The 21,303-nt window shown below is 68.8% G+C and carries 18 protein-coding genes and 1 riboswitch; of the genes, 8 read left to right on the top strand and 10 right to left on the bottom strand.

Annotated features, from left to right (window positions below; all coding sequences use genetic code 11):
• Positions 1 to 58: 58 nt before the first annotated feature.
• Positions 59 to 661 (bottom strand): sigma-70 family RNA polymerase sigma factor, encoded by a 603-nt coding sequence (locus HUA76_RS24200; RefSeq protein ID WP_174455455.1) that lies wholly within the window; start codon positions 659 to 661, stop codon positions 59 to 61.
• A gap of 220 nt (positions 662 to 881) precedes the next feature.
• On the opposite strand from HUA76_RS24200, the gene HUA76_RS24195 reads away from it, so the two are divergent.
• The 5 genes from HUA76_RS24195 (at position 882) to HUA76_RS24175 (ending at position 8,859) form a co-directional block, all read left to right on the top strand.
• Entirely contained in the window at positions 882 to 2,876 is a 1,995-nt protein-coding gene (locus HUA76_RS24195; protein ID WP_174462191.1) for an alpha-1,4-glucan--maltose-1-phosphate maltosyltransferase, read from the top strand.
• Between the two features lie 15 nt (positions 2,877 to 2,891).
• Positions 2,892 to 4,550: a maltose alpha-D-glucosyltransferase gene (gene treS, locus HUA76_RS24190; RefSeq protein WP_174455453.1), complete on the top strand. Its 1,659-nt coding sequence runs from the start codon at positions 2,892 to 2,894 to the stop codon at positions 4,548 to 4,550.
• Positions 4,547 to 5,881 carry a phosphotransferase gene (locus HUA76_RS24185; protein ID WP_141642331.1) on the top strand — a complete coding sequence of 445 codons (1,335 nt, stop codon included), beginning with the start codon at positions 4,547 to 4,549 and terminating at the stop codon, positions 5,879 to 5,881. Before treS ends, HUA76_RS24185 begins: the two co-directional genes overlap by 4 nt.
• Positions 5,878 to 8,082 carry a 1,4-alpha-glucan branching protein GlgB gene (gene glgB, locus HUA76_RS24180; RefSeq protein ID WP_174462190.1) on the top strand — a complete coding sequence of 735 codons (2,205 nt, stop codon included), beginning with the start codon at positions 5,878 to 5,880 and terminating at the stop codon, positions 8,080 to 8,082. Before HUA76_RS24185 ends, glgB begins: the two co-directional genes overlap by 4 nt.
• A gap of 567 nt (positions 8,083 to 8,649) precedes the next feature.
• A complete protein-coding gene (locus HUA76_RS24175; protein WP_141642329.1) occupies positions 8,650 to 8,859 on the top strand; it encodes a hypothetical protein in 210 nt (69 codons plus the stop codon).
• A 220-nt stretch (positions 8,860 to 9,079) separates the two neighbouring features.
• Here the strand turns inward: HUA76_RS24175 and HUA76_RS24170 are convergent, their stop codons facing one another.
• The 3 genes from HUA76_RS24170 to HUA76_RS24160 are packed head-to-tail and all read right to left on the bottom strand — an operon-like array spanning position 9,080 to position 11,204.
• A complete protein-coding gene (locus HUA76_RS24170) occupies positions 9,080 to 9,604 on the bottom strand; it encodes a gamma-glutamylcyclotransferase (RefSeq protein WP_141642328.1) in 525 nt (174 codons plus the stop codon).
• Positions 9,605 to 9,615: 11 nt separating this feature from the next.
• The gene (locus tag HUA76_RS24165; protein WP_141642327.1) at positions 9,616 to 10,209 is read right to left on the bottom strand and encodes a GbsR/MarR family transcriptional regulator; all 594 of its coding nucleotides are present in this window, start codon (positions 10,207 to 10,209) and stop codon (positions 9,616 to 9,618) included.
• On the bottom strand, positions 10,206 to 11,204 hold the full coding sequence (locus tag HUA76_RS24160; protein WP_141642326.1) for a polyprenyl synthetase family protein: 999 nt from the start codon (positions 11,202 to 11,204) through the stop codon (positions 10,206 to 10,208). The genes HUA76_RS24165 and HUA76_RS24160 overlap by 4 nt, the downstream gene beginning before the upstream one ends.
• A 319-nt stretch (positions 11,205 to 11,523) precedes the next feature.
• Between HUA76_RS24160 and HUA76_RS24155 the strand changes: the two genes are divergently transcribed.
• Positions 11,524 to 12,918 (top strand): MFS transporter, encoded by a 1,395-nt coding sequence (locus HUA76_RS24155; RefSeq protein WP_371745619.1) that lies wholly within the window; start codon positions 11,524 to 11,526, stop codon positions 12,916 to 12,918.
• A gap of 26 nt (positions 12,919 to 12,944) precedes the next feature.
• Here the strand turns inward: HUA76_RS24155 and HUA76_RS24150 are convergent, their stop codons facing one another.
• Entirely contained in the window at positions 12,945 to 14,477 is a 1,533-nt protein-coding gene (locus HUA76_RS24150) for a methyl-accepting chemotaxis protein (RefSeq protein ID WP_174455449.1), read from the bottom strand.
• A 197-nt stretch (positions 14,478 to 14,674) separates the two neighbouring features.
• On the opposite strand from HUA76_RS24150, the gene HUA76_RS24145 reads away from it, so the two are divergent.
• Entirely contained in the window at positions 14,675 to 15,631 is a 957-nt protein-coding gene (locus HUA76_RS24145) for an alpha/beta fold hydrolase (RefSeq protein WP_174462189.1), read from the top strand.
• A 10-nt stretch (positions 15,632 to 15,641) separates the two neighbouring features.
• Here the strand turns inward: HUA76_RS24145 and HUA76_RS24140 are convergent, their stop codons facing one another.
• On the bottom strand, positions 15,642 to 15,938 hold the full coding sequence (locus HUA76_RS24140) for a hypothetical protein (RefSeq protein ID WP_141642322.1): 297 nt from the start codon (positions 15,936 to 15,938) through the stop codon (positions 15,642 to 15,644).
• A 115-nt stretch (positions 15,939 to 16,053) separates the two neighbouring features.
• Positions 16,054 to 17,412 (bottom strand): amidohydrolase, encoded by a 1,359-nt coding sequence (locus HUA76_RS24135; protein ID WP_174462188.1) that lies wholly within the window; start codon positions 17,410 to 17,412, stop codon positions 16,054 to 16,056.
• 197 nt (positions 17,413 to 17,609) lie between these two features.
• On the opposite strand from HUA76_RS24135, the gene HUA76_RS24130 reads away from it, so the two are divergent.
• Positions 17,610 to 18,671 (top strand): hypothetical protein, encoded by a 1,062-nt coding sequence (locus tag HUA76_RS24130; protein ID WP_174455446.1) that lies wholly within the window; start codon positions 17,610 to 17,612, stop codon positions 18,669 to 18,671.
• A 9-nt stretch (positions 18,672 to 18,680) separates the two neighbouring features.
• On the opposite strand, the gene sugE is transcribed toward HUA76_RS24130, so the two are convergent.
• The 3 genes from sugE to HUA76_RS24115 all read right to left on the bottom strand — a co-directional run bounded on the left by sugE (position 18,681) and on the right by HUA76_RS24115 (position 21,266).
• Complete coding sequence (sugE, locus tag HUA76_RS24125) at positions 18,681 to 19,007, bottom strand: quaternary ammonium compound efflux SMR transporter SugE (protein ID WP_141642317.1); 327 nt, start codon at positions 19,005 to 19,007, stop codon at positions 18,681 to 18,683.
• Between the two features lie 18 nt (positions 19,008 to 19,025).
• Positions 19,026 to 19,095, bottom strand: a riboswitch (guanidine-III (ykkC-III) riboswitch).
• A gap of 69 nt (positions 19,096 to 19,164) precedes the next feature.
• The gene (locus HUA76_RS24120; RefSeq protein ID WP_174455444.1) at positions 19,165 to 20,193 is read right to left on the bottom strand and encodes an ATP-grasp domain-containing protein; all 1,029 of its coding nucleotides are present in this window, start codon (positions 20,191 to 20,193) and stop codon (positions 19,165 to 19,167) included.
• Positions 20,194 to 20,195: 2 nt separating this feature from the next.
• Positions 20,196 to 21,266 (bottom strand): putative zinc-binding metallopeptidase, encoded by a 1,071-nt coding sequence (locus tag HUA76_RS24115; RefSeq protein WP_141642315.1) that lies wholly within the window; start codon positions 21,264 to 21,266, stop codon positions 20,196 to 20,198.
• Positions 21,267 to 21,303: the final 37 nt, after the last annotated feature.

Genomic DNA, 21,303 nt, shown 5'->3' with positions numbered 1-21,303 from the left:
TGAATGCCCACGGTATAGCGAGGACCTTAAGACTCCCTTAACGGGAGCCGGCCGCTCCTCAGTCCGCCGGGCCGCGCTCGTCCCGGAGCAGGTCCGCGAGCTTCTCCAGCGCCAGCCGCGCCCGGGTCTTCACCGTGCCCAGGGGGTCTCCGGTGCGCTCGGAGATCTCCCGCTGAGACAGGCCCTCGAAGTAGGCCAACTCCACCACTTCGCGCTGCTCGGGTGGCAGCGTCATCATCGCCCTGCGCACCCGCACGCGGTCCTGGCCCTGTGACGTCGCGTCGTCCGGAGCGGGAGGCGTCGCGCTCATCGGAGGCGGCTCATGGGCGGAGCCCTCGGCGACTCGGGCGGCGGTGCCCATGGAGCGCAGCCGGTCGATGGCGCGCGTGCGAGCGATGGTCGCCACCCAGGTCTCCAGCCCGCCGCGGTCCGGGTCGAAGTCTCGGGCGCGCCGCCAGACCTCGAGGAAGGCCTCCTGGAGCACCTCCTCCGCGTCCGCTCGGGAAGGCAACAGCCGCAGCATCACCGCGAAGGCCCGGGCTCCGCAGCGCGCGTAGACCTCCCGCATGGCCACGCCGCTGCCCAGGGCGACCTGCTGGAGCAGGGCCCTGTCGGCGGCGGGGTCGCTCGCCCGCTGAGCGGAGGGTGGAGGAAGCGCCATGTATTTCCCGGATACCGCAACCCGAGGTGCGGATCCCAGCTTCAAGTATGGGCAGCCGGGCAGTCAGCCCCTTTGAAGCCAACGGGTGGGCGTCCCCAGACCCCGTCCCTAACGTTCACGAGCCAACGCGGCCGACGCGCCAGTCGTCCTTCATCAACGCACCCCGCGACACGCCGCCCAGCTTCACCCCACCTCAGACCTATAAGGGCCGCGAGCCGATATGAAAGATCGAATCGGGAGCGTGTTCATCGAGGGAGTCAAACCCCAGCTCGACGGCGGCCGCCACGCCGTCAAGCGTGTCGCCGGGGAGAGCCTCACCGTCCGCGCCGACATCTTCAAGGAGGGCCATGACGTCCTCGTCGCCGTCGTCCGCTGGAGACAGGCCGCTCCCCAGGAACAGCAGACCGACTGGCGCGAAGTGCCCATGCGCCCGCTCGGCAACGACGCCTGGGAGGCGGAGTTCCCCCTGGCTCGCAATGGCCGCTACCAGTACACGATTGAAGCCTGGCCGGATCTCTTCCGGACCTGGACGTCGGAGCTGAAGCGCAAGGTCGACGCGGGCCGGGACGTGCGCAGCGAGCTGTTGGAGGGCGCGGCCCTGCTGGAAGGCGCGGCGGCCCGAGCGCGCCCGATGGACGCGGCCGACGCGCGGGTGCTCACCGAGGCCGCGGTGCGGATGCGTCAGCCCCCGACACCGGACCTGGTGGCCGTGGCGCTGGCGCCGGAGCTGGCCACGGTGGCGTCCACGTATCCCGACCGCGCGCTGGCGCGGCGGCACGAGCCGGAGCTGGAGGTGTTCGCGGACCGGCTCAAGGCGCGCTTCGGGGCCTGGTACGAGTTCTTCCCGCGCTCGGCGAAGCGCGATGGGCGCACGCATGGGACGTTCCAGGATTCGGAGGCCTGGCTGCCGTACATCCAGGGCCTGGGCTTCGACGTCATCTACCTGCCGCCCATCCACCCCATTGGTCGCACCGCGCGCAAGGGGAAGAACAACAGCCTCAAGGCGGGTCCGGAGGACGTGGGCAGTCCGTGGGCCATCGGCGCGGCGGAGGGGGGCCACAAGGCGGTGCATCCGAGCCTGGGCACGCTGGCGGACTTCCGTCACTTCGTGCAGGCCGCGCAGTCGTACGGCATCGAGGTGGCGTTGGACCTCGCGTACCAGTGCTCTCCGGACCACCCTTATGTGAAGGAGCATCCGGAGTGGTTCCAGCGCCGTCCGGACGGCACCATCAAGACGGCGGAGAACCCGCCCAAGCGCTACGAGGACATCGTCAATTTCGACTGGATGGGCCCCGCGCGCGAGTCGCTGTGGACGGAGCTGGAGTCCGTCGTACTGCACTGGGTGCAGCAGGGCGTGCGGACCTTCCGCGTGGACAATCCGCACACCAAGCCCATCCAGTTCTGGGAGTGGCTCATCCGCCGCGTGCAGGAGCGCCACCCCGATGTGCTCTTCCTCTCCGAGGCCTTCACCCGGCCCAAGGTGATGAAGGCCCTGGCGAAGGTGGGCTTCACCCAGTCGTACACGTACTTCACGTGGCGCAACTTCAAGGGCGAGCTCCAGGAGTATCTGGAGGAAATCACCCAGCCGCCCGTGTCCGACTACTTCCGCGGCAACCTCTGGCCCAACACGCCGGACATCTTGCCGGAGCTGTTGCAGAACGCGGGGCCCGGCGCGTTCCGGCTGCGCGCGGCGCTTGCCGCGACGCTCTCCTCGGTCTACGGGATGTATTGCGGCTTCGAGCTGTGCGAGGGCCGCCCGCTGCCTGGCAAGGAGGAGTACCTGGACTCGGAGAAGTACCAGCTCGTCGCGTGGGACGCGGACCGGCCGGGCAACATCCGGGACTGGATTGCGCGGCTCAACAACGCGCGCCTGACGCAGCCAGCGCTGCACACCTACGACACGCTGCGCTTCTTCGAGTCCGACAACGAGCGGGTCCTCTTCTACGGAAAGCGCACCCCGGACGGCACCAGCACCGTGCTGGTCGCGGTGAGTCTGGATCCGTACGCGCCGCAGGAGGCGCTGTTGCGACTTCCGCTGGAATGGCTTGGCGCGAACGCGGACGAGACCTATCAGGTGCACGAGCTGATGACGGATCAGCGCTCCCTGTGGCAAGGCTCGGACGTGCAGGTGCGCCTGACGCCCGAACAGCCCGCGGCCGTCTGGGCCGTCTACCGCTTCCGCCGTACCGAGCACGCGTTCGACTACTACGAGTGACAACCCGAGAGGCGTATGGACCTGGATCCCCTCTGGTACAAGAAGGCCCTCATCTACGAGCTGCACCTCCGAGCATTCCACGACTCCAACGGCGACGGGCATGGCGACATCCCGGGCCTCATCGAGAAGCTCCCGTACCTCCAGGACCTGGGCATCGACTGCCTGTGGATCCTCCCCCACTACCCTTCTCCGCTGCGCGATGACGGCTACGACATCGCGGACTACTACGGCGTCCACCCGGACTACGGCACGCTCGCCGACTTCCAGCGGATGGTGGAGGAGGCGCACAAGCGCGGCATCCGCATCATCACCGAGCTGGTGGTCAACCACACCAGCGACCAGCACCCCTGGTTCCAGGAGGCGCGCAGCGACCCGAAGAGCCCCAAGCGCGACTGGTACGTCTGGAGCGACACGGACGAGAAGTACAAGGGCGCACGCATCATCTTCACGGACACCGAGCGCTCCAACTGGACGTGGGATCCGGTGGCCAAGCAGTACTTCTGGCACCGCTTCTTCAGCCACCAGCCGGACCTGAACTACGACAATCCTCAGGTGCAGGAAGCGATGCTGGACGCGATGCGCTTCTGGCTCAACATGGGCGTGGACGGCTTCCGCTGCGACGCGGTGCCCTACCTGTTCGAGCGCGAGGGCACCAACTGCGAGAACCTTCCGGAGACGCACGCCTTCCTCAAGCGCCTGCGGAAGACCATCGACGCCGAGTACCCCGGGAAGATGCTGCTCGCGGAGGCCAACCAGTGGCCTGCCGACGTGCGCGTCTATTTCGGCGACGGCGACGAGTTCAACATGGGCTTCCACTTCCCGGTGATGCCGCGCCTGTTCATGGCCATCCGCCGCGAGGACCGCACGCCCATCGTCGAAATCATGCAGCAGACGCCGGACATCCCGGAGTCGTGTCAGTGGGCCCTCTTCCTGCGCAACCACGACGAGCTGACGCTGGAGATGGTGACGGACGAGGACCGGGACTACATGTACCGGGAGTACGCCACGGACCCTCGGATGCGCATCAACCTGGGCATCCGCCGCAGGCTCGCGCCGCTGATGGACAACGGGCGCCGGCGCATCGAGCTGATGCACAGCCTGCTGTTCACCCTGCCCGGCACGCCGGTCCTCTACTACGGCGACGAGATTGGCATGGGGGACAACATCTACCTGGGCGACCGCAACGGCGTGCGCACGCCCATGCAGTGGACGGGAGACCGCAACGCGGGCTTCAGCCGGGCGGACTACGCGCGCCTGTATGCGCCCGTCATCGCGGACCCCGTCTATGGCTACCAGTCCATCAACGTGGAGGCGCAGGAGCGGGTGAAGTCCAGCCTCCTGCACTGGGTGAAGCGGATGATTCGCATCCGCCAACGCTACCCCGTGTTCTCCCTGGGGACGCTGCGCTTTTTGCCCATGGAGAACCGCAAGGTGATGGCCTTCGTGCGGGAGTGGGAAGGCCAGACGGTGCTGGTGGTGTGCAACCTGTCGCGCTTCGCGCAGCCCGCCGTGATGGACCTGCGTGACTGGGAAGGCAAGGTGCCCGTGGAGATGATTGGCGAAACGCCCTTCCCGCGGATCAGCGACCTGCCCTACCAGCTGTCGATGGGCCCCTACATGTTCTTGTGGTTTCGGCTGGACCAGCCGCTGCCGGGAGGAGGAAGCCGCGCATGACGACCTTGGACCTGACGAAGCTGCCGGAGTACCTCAAGAGCCAGCGTTGGTTCGCCGGTAAGGCCTGGCCCATCAAGCAGGTCAGCGTGGTGGACCACGCGAACCTGGACGCCACGCCGTGCAGTCTGTCGCTCGCCGTGGTGGAGGTCGTCTACGAGCTGGGCCAACCCGAGCGCTACCTCCTGCCGGTGAAGCCCTCGGCGGAGGGCGTCAAGGACGCGCTGGAGGATGATGGCTGTCTGCGCGCCCTGTTCGACCTCATCCGCGACGGCGCCCAGCTCCCCTCCGCGTCGGGCCGCGTGGTGGGGGAATGGATTGGAGGGCCGGAGGGCCTGCTGGGCCTCCCCTCCCCGCTCTCGGTGCGCCGGCTGATGGTGGAGCAGAGCAACACCTCCATCGTGCTGGGCGAGAAGGTCATCGTGAAGGTCATCCGCAAGCTGGAGGCGGGGGTGAACCCGGAGCACGAGGTCGGGCGCTTCCTCGCCACGCGGACGACGTTCCGGGCCACGCCCGCGCTGCTGGGGGCGCTGCGATTGGAGGGCGCCGCCAGCGCCACGCTCGCGCTGGCACATCGCTTCGTCCCCGACGCGGTGGATGGGTGGAAGTACACGTTGGACCGGCTGCGCCAGGAGCGACCCCTGGGCGAGCGCTTTCTCAGCGAGATGGAGGAGCTGGGCGGGCGGCTGGGAGACCTGCACCAGGCCTTCGGCTCGGCGCCCATGGACGACGCGGCCTTCGCTCCGGAGCCGTTGCTCCAGGAGGACCTGCAGCGCTGGAGCGCGTCCATCGTCGGAGAGCTGGGCGTGACGCTGGCCGAGGCGGGCCGGCTGCACCCGGACCTGGAGGGGCGCCGCGAGGGCCTCATCGAGTACGCGAGGCGGCTGGCCCACGTGGCGCCCTCCGGACAGAAGATTCGAATCCACGGGGATTTGCACCTGGGTCAGGTGCTGCGGGCCAACGAGCAGTGGCTCATCTTCGACTTCGAGGGGGAGCCGGCGCGCAGCTTCACGTCGCGGCGCGAGAAGTACAGTCCGCTGAGGGACGTGGCGGGGATGCTCCGCTCGTTCGACTACGCGGAGGCCACGGTGGCGCTGGAGGGAGGCGCGCCGCGAGGACGCGTGGGCCCCAGCCGGGAGGCGTTCCTGGAGGGTTATCGCAAGGCGACCCAGGGAGCGACCTTCCTGCCCACGGACACGGCGGCATTCGAGACGATGTTGCGTGCGTTCGAGCTGGAGAAGCTCCTGTACGAAGTGAGGTATGAGATGCAGAACCGGCCTGACTGGGTGCGCATCCCCGTCGAGGCCCTCTTGAGGATGGAGGAGGCCCAGTGAGGAAGCCGGCGGACAAGGCACAGGTCGACGCGGAGCTTCGGCGCGTGGTGGAGCTGCGGCACCCGGAGCCCCACTCCGTGCTGGGCATCCACCCGGACGGCGACGGCGTGGTGATTCGCGCCTTCCGCCCGGACGCCGTGGCCATCCACGTCCTCCCGGAGTTCGGAGGCCGTGTCCCGATGACGCACCGTCAGGACGGCGTCTTCGAGGCCCGCGTCAACGGACGCGACAAGACCTTCGGCTATCTGCTGGAGGTGGAGTACCCCGGCAAGCGCGTCTTCACCCTGCGGGACTCGTACAGCTTCCTTCCCACGCTGGGGGAGATGGACCTGTACTACGCCGGTGAGGGGCGCCACGAGCGGCTCTGGGAGCGCATGGGCGCGCACCTCATCCACCACAACGGCACGCGCGGCGTGTCCTTCGCGGTGTGGGCGCCCACGGCGGCGGGCGTCTCCGTCGTCGGTGACTTCAACAGCTGGGATGGACGGCTGCACTCGATGCGGCGCATGGGTGCGTCGGGCATCTGGGAGCTGTTCGTTCCGGAGGTCGGAGAAGGCGCGCGCTACAAGTTCGAGATTCGTCCCGGCCAGGGTGGGCCGCGCGTGCTGAAGTCGGACCCGTTCGCCTTCCGCGCCGAGGTGCCTCCAGCCACCGCGTCCGTGGTGCATGACCTGGGACGGTACGGGTGGGGAGATGGCGCGTGGTTGGAGTCGCGCACCCAGAAGTCCGACGTCGCGCACCAGCCGTGGAGCGTCTACGAGGTCCACCTGGGCAGCTGGCGCCGGGTGGTGGAGGACGGGGACCGCCCCATGACGTACCGGGAGCTGGCGCCCGCGCTGGCCGAGTACGTCAAGCACATGGGCTTCACGCACGTGGAGCTGCTGCCCGTGTCGGAGCATCCCTACGGTGGCTCATGGGGCTACCAGGTCAGTGGCTACTACGCGCCCACCGCGCGCTTCGGCCACCCCGACGACTTCCGCTTCATGGTGGACCACCTGCACCAGGAGGGCATCGGCGTCATCGTCGACTGGGTGCCCGGCCACTTCCCCCGGGACGCGCACGCGTTGGGCGAGTTCGACGGCACGGCGCTGTACGAGCACGCGGATCCGCGCAAGGGCGCGCAGCCGGACTGGGGCACGCTGGTCTTCAACTTCGGCCGCAACGAGGTCCGCAACTTCCTCATCGCCAACGCGCTGTTCTGGATTGAGGAGTACCACATCGATGGTCTGCGCGTGGACGCGGTGGCCTCGATGCTCTACCTCGACTACAGCCGCAAGCAGGGCGAGTGGATCCCCAACCGCTGGGGCGGCCGCGAGAACGAAGAGGCCATCCAGTTCCTGCGCGAGCTCAACGACACCGTGCGCCGCAAGCACCCGGGCGTCGTGGTCATCGCCGAGGAGTCCACCGCGTGGCCCAAGGTCTCCTCCCCTGTCAGCGAGGGCGGGCTGGGCTTCCACTTCAAGTGGAACATGGGGTGGATGCACGACACGCTGTCGTACTTCTCCAAGGACCCCATCTACCGGCAGTACCACCACAACCAGCTGACGTTCGGCCTGCTGTACGCCTTCAGCGAGCACTTCATGTTGCCGCTGAGCCATGACGAGGTGGTGCACGGCAAGGGCAGCCTGTACGGGCGCATGCCGGGAGACCCGTGGCAGAAGCGCGCCAACCTGCGCTCGTTGTTCGCGTGGATGTGGGCGCACCCGGGCAAGAAGCTGCTCTTCATGGGCGGCGAGTTCGGCCAGCCGGCCGAGTGGAACCACGACAAGAGCCTGGACTGGCACCTGACGCAGGACCCGGGGCACCAGGGCATCCAGCGCCTCGTCGCGAGGCTGAACCGCATCTACAAGGAGCTGCCGGCGCTGTACGACGCGGACAGCGAGCCGGTGGGCTTCCAGTGGCTCCAGCCGGACTCCGCGTCGTCGAACGTGCTGGCCTTCGTCCGCCGCTCGCGACAGCCCGGCCGTCATGTGGTGTGCGTGGCCAACCTGTCCCCCACCGTGCGCGAGAAATACCGCGTCGGCTTCCCTCTCCAGGCCAACTACGTCGAGGTGCTCAACTCCGACGCGGGCGAGTACGGCGGCTCCAACACGGGCAACATGGGGCAGCTCCACACGGAGGCCACGGGCTGGGATGGACAGCCGGCTTCCGCGTTGCTCACCCTCCCGCCGCTGTCTGTCTTGTGGTTCACGCCGGGATAAAGACAGACACTCGACTGCAAACAAGTCAATCGCAGACACGCGCAACATGTCTGTGATTGACTTTTTGTTTCATGGCGTCGAGCGTGGCGGCCCTGGGAAATCCCTGAACATCCAGGCATGTAGGCACGGCCATTCGACCGAGCCCTCGCTTGGGCGTGAAAGGCCTGAGCAGTGGGGCGAAAACCACTGATCATCAGAGCATGTAGGCACGAGAATTTTCGTGCCGCCGATCACGACGTGATCGGCTGGCTTCGGCTTGCGGAGGAACTTCGGACCCACTGCTTATATGTTCAGGTCCCCGCAAGCTCCCGATTTCACGCCAAGGACACCTCAACTCCTGATGATTCCTCGACAATCCGTGCGGGGCCAGGGGCTGGAAACCACTGTCCTCGTGTTCATGTAGGCATGGGTCTTGAGATCGGAGCGTGATCTGAGCGGCGAGGCCCGGCGCCCGGTCCCCCTCCAGGCCACCCGAGCCAGGGCAGGCGCCATGACGCGGCCATGCATTGCGGACCCGCTTGGTCGCCCCCAGCGTATGGGACGACACCCCAGCGAGAGGAACGCACGATGGCCCGAAAGAAGATCGCCGAGGGATATGGCGGCACCAGCGAGCAACGCCAGCGACAGCTTCAGGGCGACAGCTTCTCCGAGCGTGCGCCACACACCCCGGCTGAATCCGAGGCCACCCGGAGCACCCCGGACAAGGATGGAACGATGGTCACCGTCCACCCGCTCGAGAACGAGGACGAGGACGACCTCTGGCGCGGAAAACCGTGACCGCCTGGCCTTCACCAGCCCCTGGTGATTGGAGAGCGTCTGGCGAGCTCAAGCGCGCATGAAGAGGAAATACAGCAACGCGCTCAGCACCACGGAAACGAGGATGCTGCCCAGACAGCCCAGTCGGTTCGAGAAGAAGAAGAACATGGACGCGGGAAGAACCTAGGCACCGCCGCCCGGAATGGCACGGTGCCCCGCCTCCCCTCGCGTCCGGCCGCTGTCAGGCCCCGCCGCGCTTCAGTCGCTCCACGTAGTCCGCCGGGAGCCCGGCCGCCTGCGCGCCCCGCACCAGGGCCTCCACGAAGCGAGGGCTCACCGGGCCGTCCTGCGCGGCACGCCTCGGGTTGGTGACGAAGGCCGTGGCCTCCACCTCCTGCCCGTCCACGAGCACCTTCACCGCGCGCTCGACGCACATGCCCGTCACGAAGCCTTCCTTGTGCTGGACGATGGGCCAGTCCTGGCCGCGAATCTCGAACAGGCGCCCGAACACCTGGCCTCCCGTCGCATCCGCCAGCCCCGCCACCCGGCCGCCCCACCAGCGCGACGGGAAGTCGTAGACCAGGTCCACGTCCACCGCCTCCGCCAGCCGCCCTTCCGGCAGCTCGAAGAACCCGTACGAGTGCTGCTGCTTCCACTCGTCGAACGCGGCCCGGTCCAGGATGGTCGAATACGCGAAGTACAGCCGCTTCGCGTTCGGGTCCGCGCCCTCGCGAGCCTTCATCACCTGGTCGTAATGCGAATCCATGTGTGTCCCCTCTACCGCTCGTTCCGGCGCGACGCGCCGTCCCGGAACACCGCCAACACCCCGGACACGTCCAGCCGCGACGTCTTGATGAACAGCCTCAGCGCCCGCTCCACGTGCTCGGCCAGCGTGGCCATCTTCTCCAGCCGCTCCAGCCGCTCGCTCGGAACTTCGCCCGCCATCTCCGCCAGCCGCCGTGCCTCGGAGAGGTCCGCGCGGATGCGCGCCACGAAGCCCGCCTCGCGCTCCTCGATGACGTGGCGGACCATCCGCACCAGGTCCGTCTCCGCGCCGTAGCGCCAGACGGTGTCCTGCGGCAGCCGCACCCGCTGGATGACACCCCAGCGCTCCAAGTCTCGGAGCAGCATGGAGACGCCACCCTTGGACAAGTCGAGCTCGCGCTCGATTTCGCCCGCCGTCAGCGGCTCGCCCCGCAGATACAAGAGCGCCCACACCCGGCCCTGGTTGCGCTTGAACCCCCAGAACTCGATGACATTGCCCACCGCGTCCACCGCGATGGCTTCCCACGGCGCCAGCCGGCCCTCGATGACCGGCGCGTCTGGGCTGCCCGGGCTCCCGTGTCCCCCCGTCCACAGGTAGCCCTTCATGCGGCCCGCCCCTGGACTTGCTCGGCGATTCCCGCCGACAGCTTGCGCGCCCAGCCCACCAGCTCCGCGCCCGCGGGCTCGTGGGCGAAGTGGCCCAGCTTGTCCAGCGCCGCTTCAATCTCCACGTTCATCCGCGCCATGGACGCCTCCACCGCGCCGGTGGCCTCGATCGCCGAGCCAATCTCCTTCGTCCGGTCGGGCGTAATCGTGGAGAAGGCCCACGCGTCCTTCAGCTTGCGACGCAGGCTCTCGTCCTTGGCCACCGCCAGCAGGATGGGCATCGACGGCGTGCGCGAGTGCACGTCCGCGTACCGCGGCTTGCCCACGTCCGTGCCCAGGATGTCGCGGATGTCGTCGGCGATCTGGAACGCCACGCCCAGGTGACGGCCGAACCCGTCGAAGCGGTCCACCGCCTCCGGCAGGTTGGCCAGCGTCGCCGCCGCGTGCCCGCACCAGCCGAACAGCGAGCCCGTCTTGCCCTCGGCGATGAAGCGCAGCCGGTTGAGCGGCAGGTCCAGGTCGCCGCGAGCCTCCACCTCCGCGATGGCCGCGCGGGTCATCTCGGAGACGACCGACAGCGCGGACAAGGTCAGCCGGGAGTCGAGCTGCGCCAGGTGGTGCAGGCCGGTGGACAGGATGAGGTCTCCGCTCATCACCGCCACGATGTTGCCCCAGCGCGCGTTCACCGTCGGGCGGCCCCGGCGGAACATGCCCGCGTCCACCACGTCGTCATGCAGCAGACTGGCCGAATGGATGAGCTCCGCGGCGACCGCCACGTCCACCAGCCGCTCCGGCGCGACACCCACCGCGCCGCCGAACAGCCGCACCAGCATGGGACGCGCGCGCTTGCCACCCGTGCCCACGCACAGGTGCCGGGCCGCTTCCATCAGCGTGTCGCCCTTCACGTCGGGACCGGCGTTGCCATCCACCAGCATGCCGTTGAGCCGCTGCTCCACCGCCGCCAGAAAGTCCGTGAGCTCCCGAGCCAGTTCCATGTGCGCCGTTCTCCTCGGACGTTCATATAGTTCAAGACCGCTTGAACTGCACCTGATTCCAGCGTCCCCTCCGGCCAGGGGGCAGGCGGCTGAAGTCGCTCGGGGTCCGAGCGGGCGACCCAGGGGGAGCCGGGGTCGGATTGAGGCGCCTGGCCGAGCCGTGCGACAGACGGAGGGCCCCCGCTCCCTCGTTGCAAGGACCGCGTTGAGCCCCCCCGCTGCCTTTCGTCGCTACGTCCTGAGCAGCTTCGCCTCGCTCGCCTCCGCCGTTCCCCTCTTCCGGCCGGGCTCGTCACTGCCCGGGTCGGCCGCGCCACTCATGGGCGCGCCCCCGGCGGACAGTCCGGACGGCCTCTCGCACACCCCCGCTCGAAGGCTGCGCGCGACGCTGGGCGCCTCCGTGGTGGAGGGCATGTTCACGGAGGTCTTCACCGCGTGCGCGGGTGCCACCGTGCTGACGGCGTGGGCCATCGCCTTGAAGCTGGGGCCCCTGCTGGTGGGCGTGATGACCGCCCTGCCCTTTCTTGCCCAGTTCGTGCAGTTCCCGGCGGCGTGGCTGACGTCCGCGTTCGGTCACCGGCGCGTGGCCCTGACGGCGGTGTGCCTGTCGCGGCTGGTGATGTTCCCGCTGGCGATTCTCCCCTGGCTGGAGCTGGAGCTCGCGGCGCGGCAGCACGTGCTGCTCGTCGTGGCCGGGGCGTCCGCGCTGCTGGGCGTGGTGGGCAACAACGCGTGGGTGGCGTGGATGGGGGAGCTGGTGCCTCGCGCGGTGCGGGGACGCTTCTTCGGACGGCGCACGGCGCTCACCACCCTGGCGGGCACCCTGGCCTCGCTCTGTGCGGGCCTGTTGATGGACCGCCTGCGGCCCAGCGAGGGCCTGGGCGTGGCGCTGCCCCTGCTGGCGCTCGGCGCCTGCGTCATGGGCGTGGTGACGACGCTGCTCATGGCCAGCCAGCATGACCCCGCGCCGCCGGGCACCACGCCCCGGCTGGAGCTCAAGGGCGCGCTGGTGCCGCTGAAGGACCCGCTGGCGCGACGCGTGCTGACCTACCAGGTCGCCTGGAACGCGGCGGTGGGCGTGTCCGCGCCGTTCTTCGCGCTGCACAGCCTCCAGAACCTCAAGATGACCTTCGTCATCATGGCGCTGCACGCCGCGGCCGTCGCGGGGGTGCGCATCCTCACCGCGCCGCTGTGGGGGAAGATGATCGACAAGGTCGGCGCGCAGCCCGTGCTGATGGCGTGCTCGCTGGGCATCGGCGTCATCCCCGCGCTGTGGTTGCTGCCCTCGGCGGGGACGCTGTGGCCCCTGCTCTTCGACGTGCTGCTCGCGGGCGCGCTGTGGAGCGGCCACGGCCTGGCCATCTTCGCGCTGCCGCTCAGCGTCGCGCCGCGCAAGGGTCGGCCCTTCTATCTCGCCGCCTTCGCCACGGCCGGAGGACTGGCCTACTCCGTCGCCGCCGCGCTGGGAGGCGCCATTGCCTCCGCCCTGCCCGAGACGTTCATCCTCGGCGGCAAGCCCTGGGTGAACCTGCACGTCCTCTTCGTCGTGTCCTCGGTGGCCCGGCTCGCCGCGGGCCTGCTCGCCGCGCGCCTCCCGGAGCCCGGCGCCCACCCCGTGACGTCGATGGGCGCGCTCGTGTCCCGGCTGTTGCCTCGAACACGCGCATCCCGCGTGCTGGCCCCGCCGAGCACCGGGAGTCACCGCCCGGGCTGAGCCTCATGCCTCGCACCCGTCGCTGCTCAGACGCGATAGGCCCGCACCACCTCGGCCACACGCTCGGAGAGCAGCTTCAGGGACACCGCGGATTCATTGGTGGCGGAGATGCGCGTCACGGTATCCCCCATCAGCGAGTTCAGCTCGTTGACGGCGGTGAAGATCTGCTCGATGCCCGTGGCCTGCTGGCTCACCGTCTGCGCAATCTGCCGCGCGGCGGCGGTGCTGTCCTGGACGATGGTGCTGAGCTGGCGCAGCGTGTCTCCGGATGCGCGCGCCTGCGTCAGCCCCGCCTCCATCCGCTGGGTTCCCTCGGCGGTGATCTGCACCGTGCCGGCGATGGCCTCGCCGATGTCGGAGAGGATCTTCCGCACCTGGTTCGTCGCGCGGATGGACTGGTCCGCCAGGGCGCGAATCTCCCGCGCCACCACCGCGAAGCCCTTGCCATGCTCGCCCGAGCGCGCCGCCTCGATGGCCGCGTTCACCGCCAGCAGGTGCGACTGGTCCGCCAGGTCCTTCACCGTCTCGGTGATTCCGCCAATCTGCTGCGTGCGCTCGCTCAGCGACATGATGCGCAGGGTGATCTGCTCCACCTGGGAGCGCAGGTCCACCATGCCTTCGATGCTCGCGGAGACGGCGTCCTCGCCGGACTTTCCCAGCGCCTCCGCGCGCTCGGCGACCTCGATGACGGACTGCGCGGAGCTGGAGGCCAGCAACGCCGTCTGGCGGATCTCCTGCGCCGTCACCTGCGTCTCCTGGAGCGCGGCGGCCTGACGGGTGACCATCTGGTTCTGCTCGGTCGCGGACTCGTTCAGCCCCATCACCGAGTCGCTGAGCAGCTCCGTCGACGAGTGGAGCTGATGCAAGAGGTCCTTCAGCTTGCCCACCAGCAACCCCACCGCGCGCGCCAGGTCGCCGACCTCGTCCTGGGTCGAGACATGCACCGGCTCTCGCAAATCGCCGTGCTCGGCGATGCGCCGCACGGCCCCGGTGAGCGCGATGAGCGGCGCGACAATGCGGCGGCTGATCACCCACGCCAACCCCATCAGCACCACCAGCGCGGCCAGCAGCACGATTCGCAGGTTGCCCACGATGCCGTTGATGTGGCCCCGGGCCTCCGTGCGATTGAAGCCCACGTGCACGGTGCCCAGACCGCCGGGCACCGGCGCCGCCATGTCCAGCAGCTCCACGTCCTCGGCTCGCAGCGGCGTGCCCTCCTTCGTCGCGGCCAGCTCGGAGACGTGGTCGCGCAACATCTGCGCGTGGCGCCCCGACACGCCCACCAGCGCGCCCTTCGCGTCCACCAGCGCCACGTACGCCAGCGCGCCCTCCTGAGCCACCGCGTCCAGCGTGGGCTGCACCTCTCCCTGCTCGCGATTGCGCAGCAGGTCCGCCATCGCCGCGGCAAGCGCCGTCGGCACCGCCGCGCTCATCGAATGGCCTTGCTCCTCGAAGGCCTCGCGAAGGCGCGGAATCGTGTACCCCACCGAAAGCAGGGCGAAGAACAGCGCCACGACGAGCGGCGCGAGGATGATTTTTTGAGAGAGAGTGAATCGCATCCGAGCACGAGGGAATGCAGGGCGAACGCGGCGCGGCCATTGTGGACGCGTGACTGGCAATGGCGCAACCCCACCCGCCGTTTCATGAAGACACACATTGAAGCAAGGGTCCGTCGGCACCCCAATCCGTGCTCGCCGGTGCCTGACTCGCCGTCTATCTTTCGCGGCGGCTCGCCGCTCCAGGAGAAAATTGCACCATGAAGCTTCGTCGCAAGGTCCTCATCACCGTGCTCGTGCTCCTCGCGGGGGTTCTCGCGGCCAGTCTTCGTCTGGACGTTTCTCCCCAGGAGCTGGAGGCGCGCTACGCGACAGCGCCTTCCCGCTTCGTGGAGGTGGATGGGTTGCGCATCCACTACCGGGACCAGGGCCAGGGACCCACGCTGCTGCTGCTCCATGGCTCCAATGCCTCTCTTTTCACCTGGGAGGGCTGGGTGCGTGAGCTGTCCGAAAACTACCGCGTCATCACCCTGGACCTTCCAGGGCACGGACTCACCGGGCCGGACGCGCGGGGGCGATACACCGCGGACGCCATGGTGGAGGTGGTAGAGGCATTTCGCGCGCGCCTGGGGTTGGAGCAGTTCGTCCTGGGAGGCAACTCCATGGGTGGCTCCATCTCCTGGCGCTATGCCCTGCTCCATCCGCGGCGGGTGACGCGGCTGGTGCTGGTGGACGCGGCGGGTTTTCCGCGCGACACGCCCGCGCCGCTCGTCTTCCGGCTCATGCGCGCGCCCATCGTGGGAGAGGCGCTGTCACTCTTCTCCCCGCGCTGGGTCATCGACCGGAACCTGCGGGCCGTCTACGGAGAACCCTCGCGCGTGACGGAGGCTTTGGTGGAGCAGTACCACGCGCTCCTGCTGCGAGAAGGCAACCGGACCGCCACTCGCGAACGGATGCGGGCCGGCGGAGACGACGCGCGCTGGAAGCAGTTGGGGGAGCTGCGCATGCCCACGCTCATCCTCTGGGGCGCGAAGGACGCGTGGATTCCGCTGGAGCACGGCCAGCGCTTCGCCCGGGCCATTCCTGGCGCGCGGCTCATCGTCTATCCGGAATTGGGGCACGTCCCCATGGAGGAAGACGCCGCTCGCACCGCGAGGGAGCTGCGCGGCTTCATCGAGGCGTCCGCGCCCGCGCCGACCGGGCACGGCACGCTCTGAGCGAAGGCCCTCAACCCGGGGAGCGCGTCGTCGGAGGCCGCGAGGCGCCCTTCGCGGAGGCGCTTCGCTCGCGGGTGATATCCAGCAGCGTCACCAGCCGGCGCCGTGCGTCCACGACGTAGTGGACCGTCAGCTCCTCCACCTGGAATGTGGCCGGCTCCGGCGTGGGTGTCGCCAGGGCCGCCACGCCCTCCAACCGGGCTTGGATGTCGCGGTAGCGTTCCTGGGAGAGCCGAGCGACCTGGCTCCAGGCCGCCGCGGCGATTTCCACGGTGTAGGGTCGATGGGTGTTCCGCTGAGACTTCATGGCGGTGGTGGCATAGAGCAGGCCGCGTGCCACCCCACCTTTGAGGAAAACCGGACGGTTGGCGCCAGGACTTCTTGCGTCCCTGTAGAAACATCAGTCAGCGCCCCCGTGATTTTCAGTGCAGGCCCCGGGGCTCGGCTCCCTTCTTCGGCTCTTCATCCAGGCAGGCAAGGGCCGCCAGCAGCATGGACTCACAGCCGAAGCGCAGGCTGTCGACCGAGGGGTCGAAGCGCGACGAGTGGTTCGGCGGCAGGTTCCGGAGCTTCTCCCAGAGCGTCTTGCCCGCGGCCCGTTTCCACGCCTCGTGGGACGTGCCCCCGAAGTACCAGTAGACGAGCGGCACCGTGGCGCCGTGGCTCTCGCCGGACACGCGCCCGTCGAAGTAGGGAAAGTCCTCGCTGCCACTCTGCATGCCGGTGTCGATGATGCGGTCCTCTCCGAACCAGGCCGCGTGCGCGGAGCGAACCCGGGTGAAGTAGGAGTCGTCATTCACCATCACCCGCGTGTGGTGCATCACCTCGATTTCCGGCGGCTTGGGGGAGCGCCCCGCTTCGCACTCCGCCTTCGCCATGCGGGAGATGGCCTCGAGCAACTGCCCCTGGAGGTCATCGGTCGGCGTGCGCACCGTCAGCTCCAGCACCGCCTCGTCCGGAATCACGTTGGAGCGGGAGCCCGCGTGAAGGCTCCCCACGGAGATCACCGCGCCGCCGCGGGTGATGTCCACCTCGCGGGAGACGATGGTCTGCAGCCTCGTCACCAGGTAGGCGGCGATGACGACGGGGTCCACCGTCAGGTGTGGCTGTGAGCCGTGGCCGCCCTTGCCGAAGATGCGCACCCGCACGTTGGCGGAGGCCATCATGCTGGCGCCCGGATGGTGCCCCACGATTCCCACCTGGAGCGGGCCCACGTGCTGGGCGAGCGCGACGTCGGGCTTGCCGAAGCGCTCATAGAGTCCGTCGCGCAGCATCGCCCGCGCGCCCTCGAGCGTCTCCTCCGCGGGCTGGGCGACCATCATCAGCGTGCCGCGCCAATGATGCTGTGAGTGGGCGAGCAGCTCCGCCACCCCCATCAGACAGGTGATGTGGACGTCATGTCCGCACGCGTGCATCACCGGCACCGTGCCGCCGTGCGAGTCCTTCACCCGCACGCGGCTCGCATCCGGGCGGCCCGTCTTCTCCTCCACCGGCAGCGCGTCCATGTCCGCGCGCAGCAGCACGGTGGGCCCCGGGCCGTTGCGCAGCACGCCCACGACGCCGTGACGGCCCACCTCCTCGGTCACTTCATAGCCGCTGTGCCGCAGCCACTTCGCCACCTTCGCCGCCGTCTGCTGCTCCTGCATGGACAGCTCTGGGTGCGCGTGCAGATCCCGATAGAACGCCTCCAACCGTGGAGCGAGCTGCTCGTGCGCGAGCGTCAGGTCGGGACGCCAGGCGTGCGTGGGCTCGGTCCGTTGCAAGGTCTCAGTCACTTCCATTCCACATCCTCCCCGATAGCGGCGGGAAGATGCCCCTCGCCTGGCGGACGGAGAGCGACAGGCACACGAAGCGTTGGCTTCAATGTCCGTGGACCAACGGGCTTGCCGTCAGGCGTCGGTTCGCTGTCCTCGCCGCGACGCAGACCGGGCGCGCGGGGCAATGGTCTTGGGTGGCTGTGTTCCCCACGTTGCCGTAGATGAAGACCGCCATCTTGAGTCTGGGAGTGTTGTTGAGCCTCGGCGCGAGTCCCGCGCTGGGAAAGTCCAAGAAGGACGAGGCCTGCACCGAGCCATGCGGCGCGCGCTCTCGCCAGCTCAAGGACCACACGTTCCTCTTCCCCATGCTTCAGGGAAGTGCGTTCGTCACCACCAACGTGGGCATCCGGGAAGGTCTCGCGCGCTATGACGTCCCGGATGTCCCGGTGAACGAACTCGAGCCGCGGGACGTCCTGCTCACCGGTATCCAGCAGACGCTGGACCTGAGCCTGGGCATCACGGACTGGCTCGGCTTCACGGGCTTTGGCAGGGCGACCATCATCACCGGCTCCAACGCGGATGGGCTGCTGGCCTCGGGCGCCTCGGTCGACCTCGTCGGACAGCTTGGGGGCGTCGTGCGGATTCTGCGCAGCGACACGAGTGGAACGCAGCTCTCGTTCCGAGCGAACTACGGCTACAACCGGGGTCGGGAGATCACCCTGCTCCCGCTCATCAGCGCCATCGTGGATTCGCCCGGGGTAACGGTGGGGGGCATCATCGATGGAGACCTGGGTCAGCTGCTCTTCGTGCCCCGGAAGGAATCCAGCACCAAGGGCGGCCTCTACGTGGCGCAGTCTTTCGGACGGGTGTTCTCGCTCCAGGCCTCCGGGGCGGCGGAGTATGCGTGGCAGACGCGCCGCCCGTTCGACAGTGTCGCGGGAGGGCGGTTCGAGCAGAACACCCACGCGCTTCGCGTCTCCCTCTCGCTGGCCGCGACGCTGGACATCTACCCGGTGACGGCGGTGCCGCTGGCGGTGATGGGCGAGTACGTCTTCCGCACGGGGTTCCAGGAGCGGGTGGGCCAGGATGACCGGACCCTGAAGGACAGCACGGCGGCGCTGGGCATCTACTACTCCGGCCGAGCCAACCTCCAACTCGGCCTGGGCGCGGTGAGGACCTTCAACGCCGAACCGCACCCGGGCCTGGGTGCGAGAGGCCGCACCCTCGAATCCGGCGAGCCCTCCTTGTCCTACGGAGAACTCATCCTTCGCTACGTCTGGTGAGCACGGACCTCAGTGCCCCGCGCCGCTGGTGGCCTTCAGTCCGATGATGGCGACCAGGAGCATGGAGAGGAAGAGGATGCGCAGCGGGGAGATGGGCTCGTGGAAGAGCACCACGCCCAGCACCGCCGCACCGAGCGCTCCGATGCCCACCCACACCGCGTAGGCCGTGCCGATGGGCAGGGTCTTCGCCGCCGTGGACAGCAGGAACATGCTGGCGACGATGGCCACGCCCGTGAGGACGCTGGGGACAAGACGGGTGAAGCCCTCGGTGTACTTGAGGCCCACGGCCCAGCACACCTCGAGCAGCCCCGCGATGAGGAGAATGATCCACGCCATGACGTACGACTCCTGAGATGAGCGTCGTCTTGTCGTGACCGGGTACGGCGCACCTCGTCCGGGCCCGCCGTCCCCTCCCTGGGAACAACGGACGGCGAGGTCTATAGCGCCTCGCCCCTCCGGCTTCAACGTCCTCTGGCCCCCGGAGATTCCCCCCTCACACCCGCGGCACGGACTGCGCCTCCGTCACGGGCACGGCCTTCATGCGCGGGGACACCTGCCGCTGCATCGCGGTGTCGGCGATATGACGGATGAGCGCGGGATACGACAGCCCCCGCTCCCGCGCGCCGAGCGCCACCTCGCACTGCGCCTCCAGGTAGGGATTCGGATTCACCTCCAGGAGATAGGGGTCCTTCGTCCCACTGGAGAGCCTGAAGTCGATGCGAGCGTAGTCGCGCAGCTTGAGCGCCCGGAACGCGGTGATGGCGGCGCGGGAGACGCGCCCCAGCAGCTCATCCGACAAATCCGTGGGCAGCACCAGCCTCGGGCTGCCCGCGGTCTCCGGGCCGAACTTCACCTCGCGGTTGGCGATCTTCATCCGCTTGCGGCCCCACTTCGCGCCGAAGTCCAGCTCCACCACCGGCAGCACTTCCGGCCGCGAGGGGTCGCCCAGCACGCCCACGTACAGCTCGCGCCCTTCGATGAACTCCTCCGCGAGCGCCTCGTCACCGAACTCTTCTCGAATCTTCCGCACGCGCCGCGCCAGCCCCTCCAGGTCCTTCTCCACGCCCAGCCCCAGCGACGCATCCGAGCGGGCCGGCTTCACCACCACCGGGAAGCGCAAATCGCCGCTCGTCTGCAGGGACGCCCCATCGAAGGTGGCGAACCGGGGCGTGAGCACCCCGTGGTACTGGAGGAGCTGCTTGGTGAGGATCTTGTCCTGCGCCAGCAGCAGCCCCGCCGTCCCAGAGCCCGTGAAGGGCACCCGCGCCAGCTCCAACATCGCGGCGACGTTGACCTCCAGCCGGTAGTCGTCGGCGAACGTCTCGCAGATGTTGAAGACCAGGTCGGCGCGACTGCGGCCCACCATGCGGACCAGGTCGGACACGCTCTCGTCCACGCCAATGGCCACGGTCTCGTGTCCGCCCTCCTCGAGCGCCGAGCGGACCTGCCCCATGACAGCGTCCGCCGGCTCGCCCTTCGGCTGATAGTGGAGGACCGCGATGCGCCAGGGGCCCGGGGCCATGTTCACTCCTCGAAGAAGCGGTCGGTGTAGAGGTGATTCATCGCCAGGGCCGTCACGAGCGAGGCGATGCGCAGCGCCGCCTCCCTGCTGTCATCCGGGTGCAGCGTGAGCCCCAGCGACGCGGTCCTGTCCCCCAGGTGGTCCAGCAGCGCCCGCACCACGCTGGGACTGACCCCCGTGTAGTGGCTCACGCTCGACAAGAGCCGCTGCCGCTCGGCGCGAACCAACGTCTCCGCGCGCACCGGCGCCACGCCGGGCCCCTCGAAGATATCCTCCAGGAACTGGTCGAACGCGTCGCGCAGCTCCAGGTCCACCTTCTGGTCCAGCTCCCGCTGCCGATAGTGGTCGAGGACCGTGCCCTCCATCTCCTCCGTCGTCAGGTCCGGCTGGGCCAACTGGACTCGCGGTGGCGTACGGCCCAGCCGCCCCACCGTGTCCTCCACGTACTGGAGCTTTCGCAGCGCGCCCCAGCCCTGGTAGCGCTTGCGCCAGTCGCTGTCCGGCGTGAGCCACACCGCGAAGGTCTCCGCGAAGTCCTCGTCCGGGTGCTTCTGCGCGTACCAGCCCGCGATGTGGTGGACGTAGCGCCGCGAGAAGGGCCGCGCCTTGTAGTCGTCGCGGTACGGTCGCGAGTAGTCGCCGAACTGCTTGCGCCACTCCTCCGTCTCGTAGAGCTGGTGGGCGTAGTTGAAGGCGTGCCCGGCCTCGTGGCGCAGGTACATGAGGATCTCCCCTTCCGTCTCCACGCCGCCGCCCAGCTCCGCCTCGATGGAGTGCAGGTCCGGGTCCGCCAGGTAGAACGGCACGCCGATGACGGGCACGCCGGAAGGACAGCCCCACTCGTCGGACAGGTAGCACTGGGGCTTGAAGGAGATGCCTCGCGACTCCAGCTCCGCGTAGAGCTGGTCGATGTGCCGCTCCAGCGGCGTCCCCGCCAGTCGCAGCGACAGGTCCTTGATGCGGGCCTGCAGCAACTGCTCACGTCGAGGAGGCAGTCCGCCGCGTCCGTCTCCCTGCTGCGCCGGGTGCTTCTCACGCAGGGGGAAGGCGGGATGGGAGGGAGGAGTCCACATGCCCTCTTCTAGATAAGAAGCCCCGGGCCAGGCGGGC

It is taken from the genome of Myxococcus sp. CA056 (genome assembly GCF_013336715.1).
Lineage (GTDB): Bacteria > Myxococcota > Myxococcia > Myxococcales > Myxococcaceae > Myxococcus > Myxococcus llanfairpwllgwyngyllgogerychwyrndrobwllllantysiliogogogochensis.
This window is presented reverse-complemented; position numbering and strand designations above follow the sequence as displayed.

Bases quoted from the DNA above. Each gene is read 5' to 3' on its own strand.
- HUA76_RS24200 (WP_174455455.1), bottom strand. From the start codon at position 661: ATGGCGCTTCCTCCACCCTCCGCTCAGCGGGCGAGCGACCCCGCCGCC.
- HUA76_RS24195 (WP_174462191.1), top strand. From the start codon at position 882: ATGAAAGATCGAATCGGGAGCGTGTTCATCGAGGGAGTCAAACCCCAG.
- treS (WP_174455453.1), top strand. From the start codon at position 2,892: ATGGACCTGGATCCCCTCTGGTACAAGAAGGCCCTCATCTACGAGCTG.
- HUA76_RS24185 (WP_141642331.1), top strand. From the start codon at position 4,547: ATGACGACCTTGGACCTGACGAAGCTGCCGGAGTACCTCAAGAGCCAG.
- HUA76_RS24175 (WP_141642329.1), top strand. From the start codon at position 8,650: ATGGCCCGAAAGAAGATCGCCGAGGGATATGGCGGCACCAGCGAGCAA.
- HUA76_RS24170 (WP_141642328.1), bottom strand. From the start codon at position 9,604: ATGGATTCGCATTACGACCAGGTGATGAAGGCTCGCGAGGGCGCGGAC.
- HUA76_RS24165 (WP_141642327.1), bottom strand. From the start codon at position 10,209: ATGAAGGGCTACCTGTGGACGGGGGGACACGGGAGCCCGGGCAGCCCA.
- HUA76_RS24160 (WP_141642326.1), bottom strand. From the start codon at position 11,204: ATGGAACTGGCTCGGGAGCTCACGGACTTTCTGGCGGCGGTGGAGCAG.
- HUA76_RS24155 (WP_371745619.1), top strand. From the start codon at position 11,524: ATGGGCGCGCCCCCGGCGGACAGTCCGGACGGCCTCTCGCACACCCCC.
- HUA76_RS24150 (WP_174455449.1), bottom strand. From the start codon at position 14,477: ATGCGATTCACTCTCTCTCAAAAAATCATCCTCGCGCCGCTCGTCGTG.
- HUA76_RS24145 (WP_174462189.1), top strand. From the start codon at position 14,675: ATGAAGCTTCGTCGCAAGGTCCTCATCACCGTGCTCGTGCTCCTCGCG.
- HUA76_RS24140 (WP_141642322.1), bottom strand. From the start codon at position 15,938: ATGAAGTCTCAGCGGAACACCCATCGACCCTACACCGTGGAAATCGCC.
- HUA76_RS24135 (WP_174462188.1), bottom strand. From the start codon at position 17,412: ATGGAAGTGACTGAGACCTTGCAACGGACCGAGCCCACGCACGCCTGG.
- HUA76_RS24130 (WP_174455446.1), top strand. From the start codon at position 17,610: ATGAAGACCGCCATCTTGAGTCTGGGAGTGTTGTTGAGCCTCGGCGCG.
- sugE (WP_141642317.1), bottom strand. From the start codon at position 19,007: ATGGCGTGGATCATTCTCCTCATCGCGGGGCTGCTCGAGGTGTGCTGG.
- HUA76_RS24120 (WP_174455444.1), bottom strand. From the start codon at position 20,193: ATGGCCCCGGGCCCCTGGCGCATCGCGGTCCTCCACTATCAGCCGAAG.
- HUA76_RS24115 (WP_141642315.1), bottom strand. From the start codon at position 21,266: ATGTGGACTCCTCCCTCCCATCCCGCCTTCCCCCTGCGTGAGAAGCAC.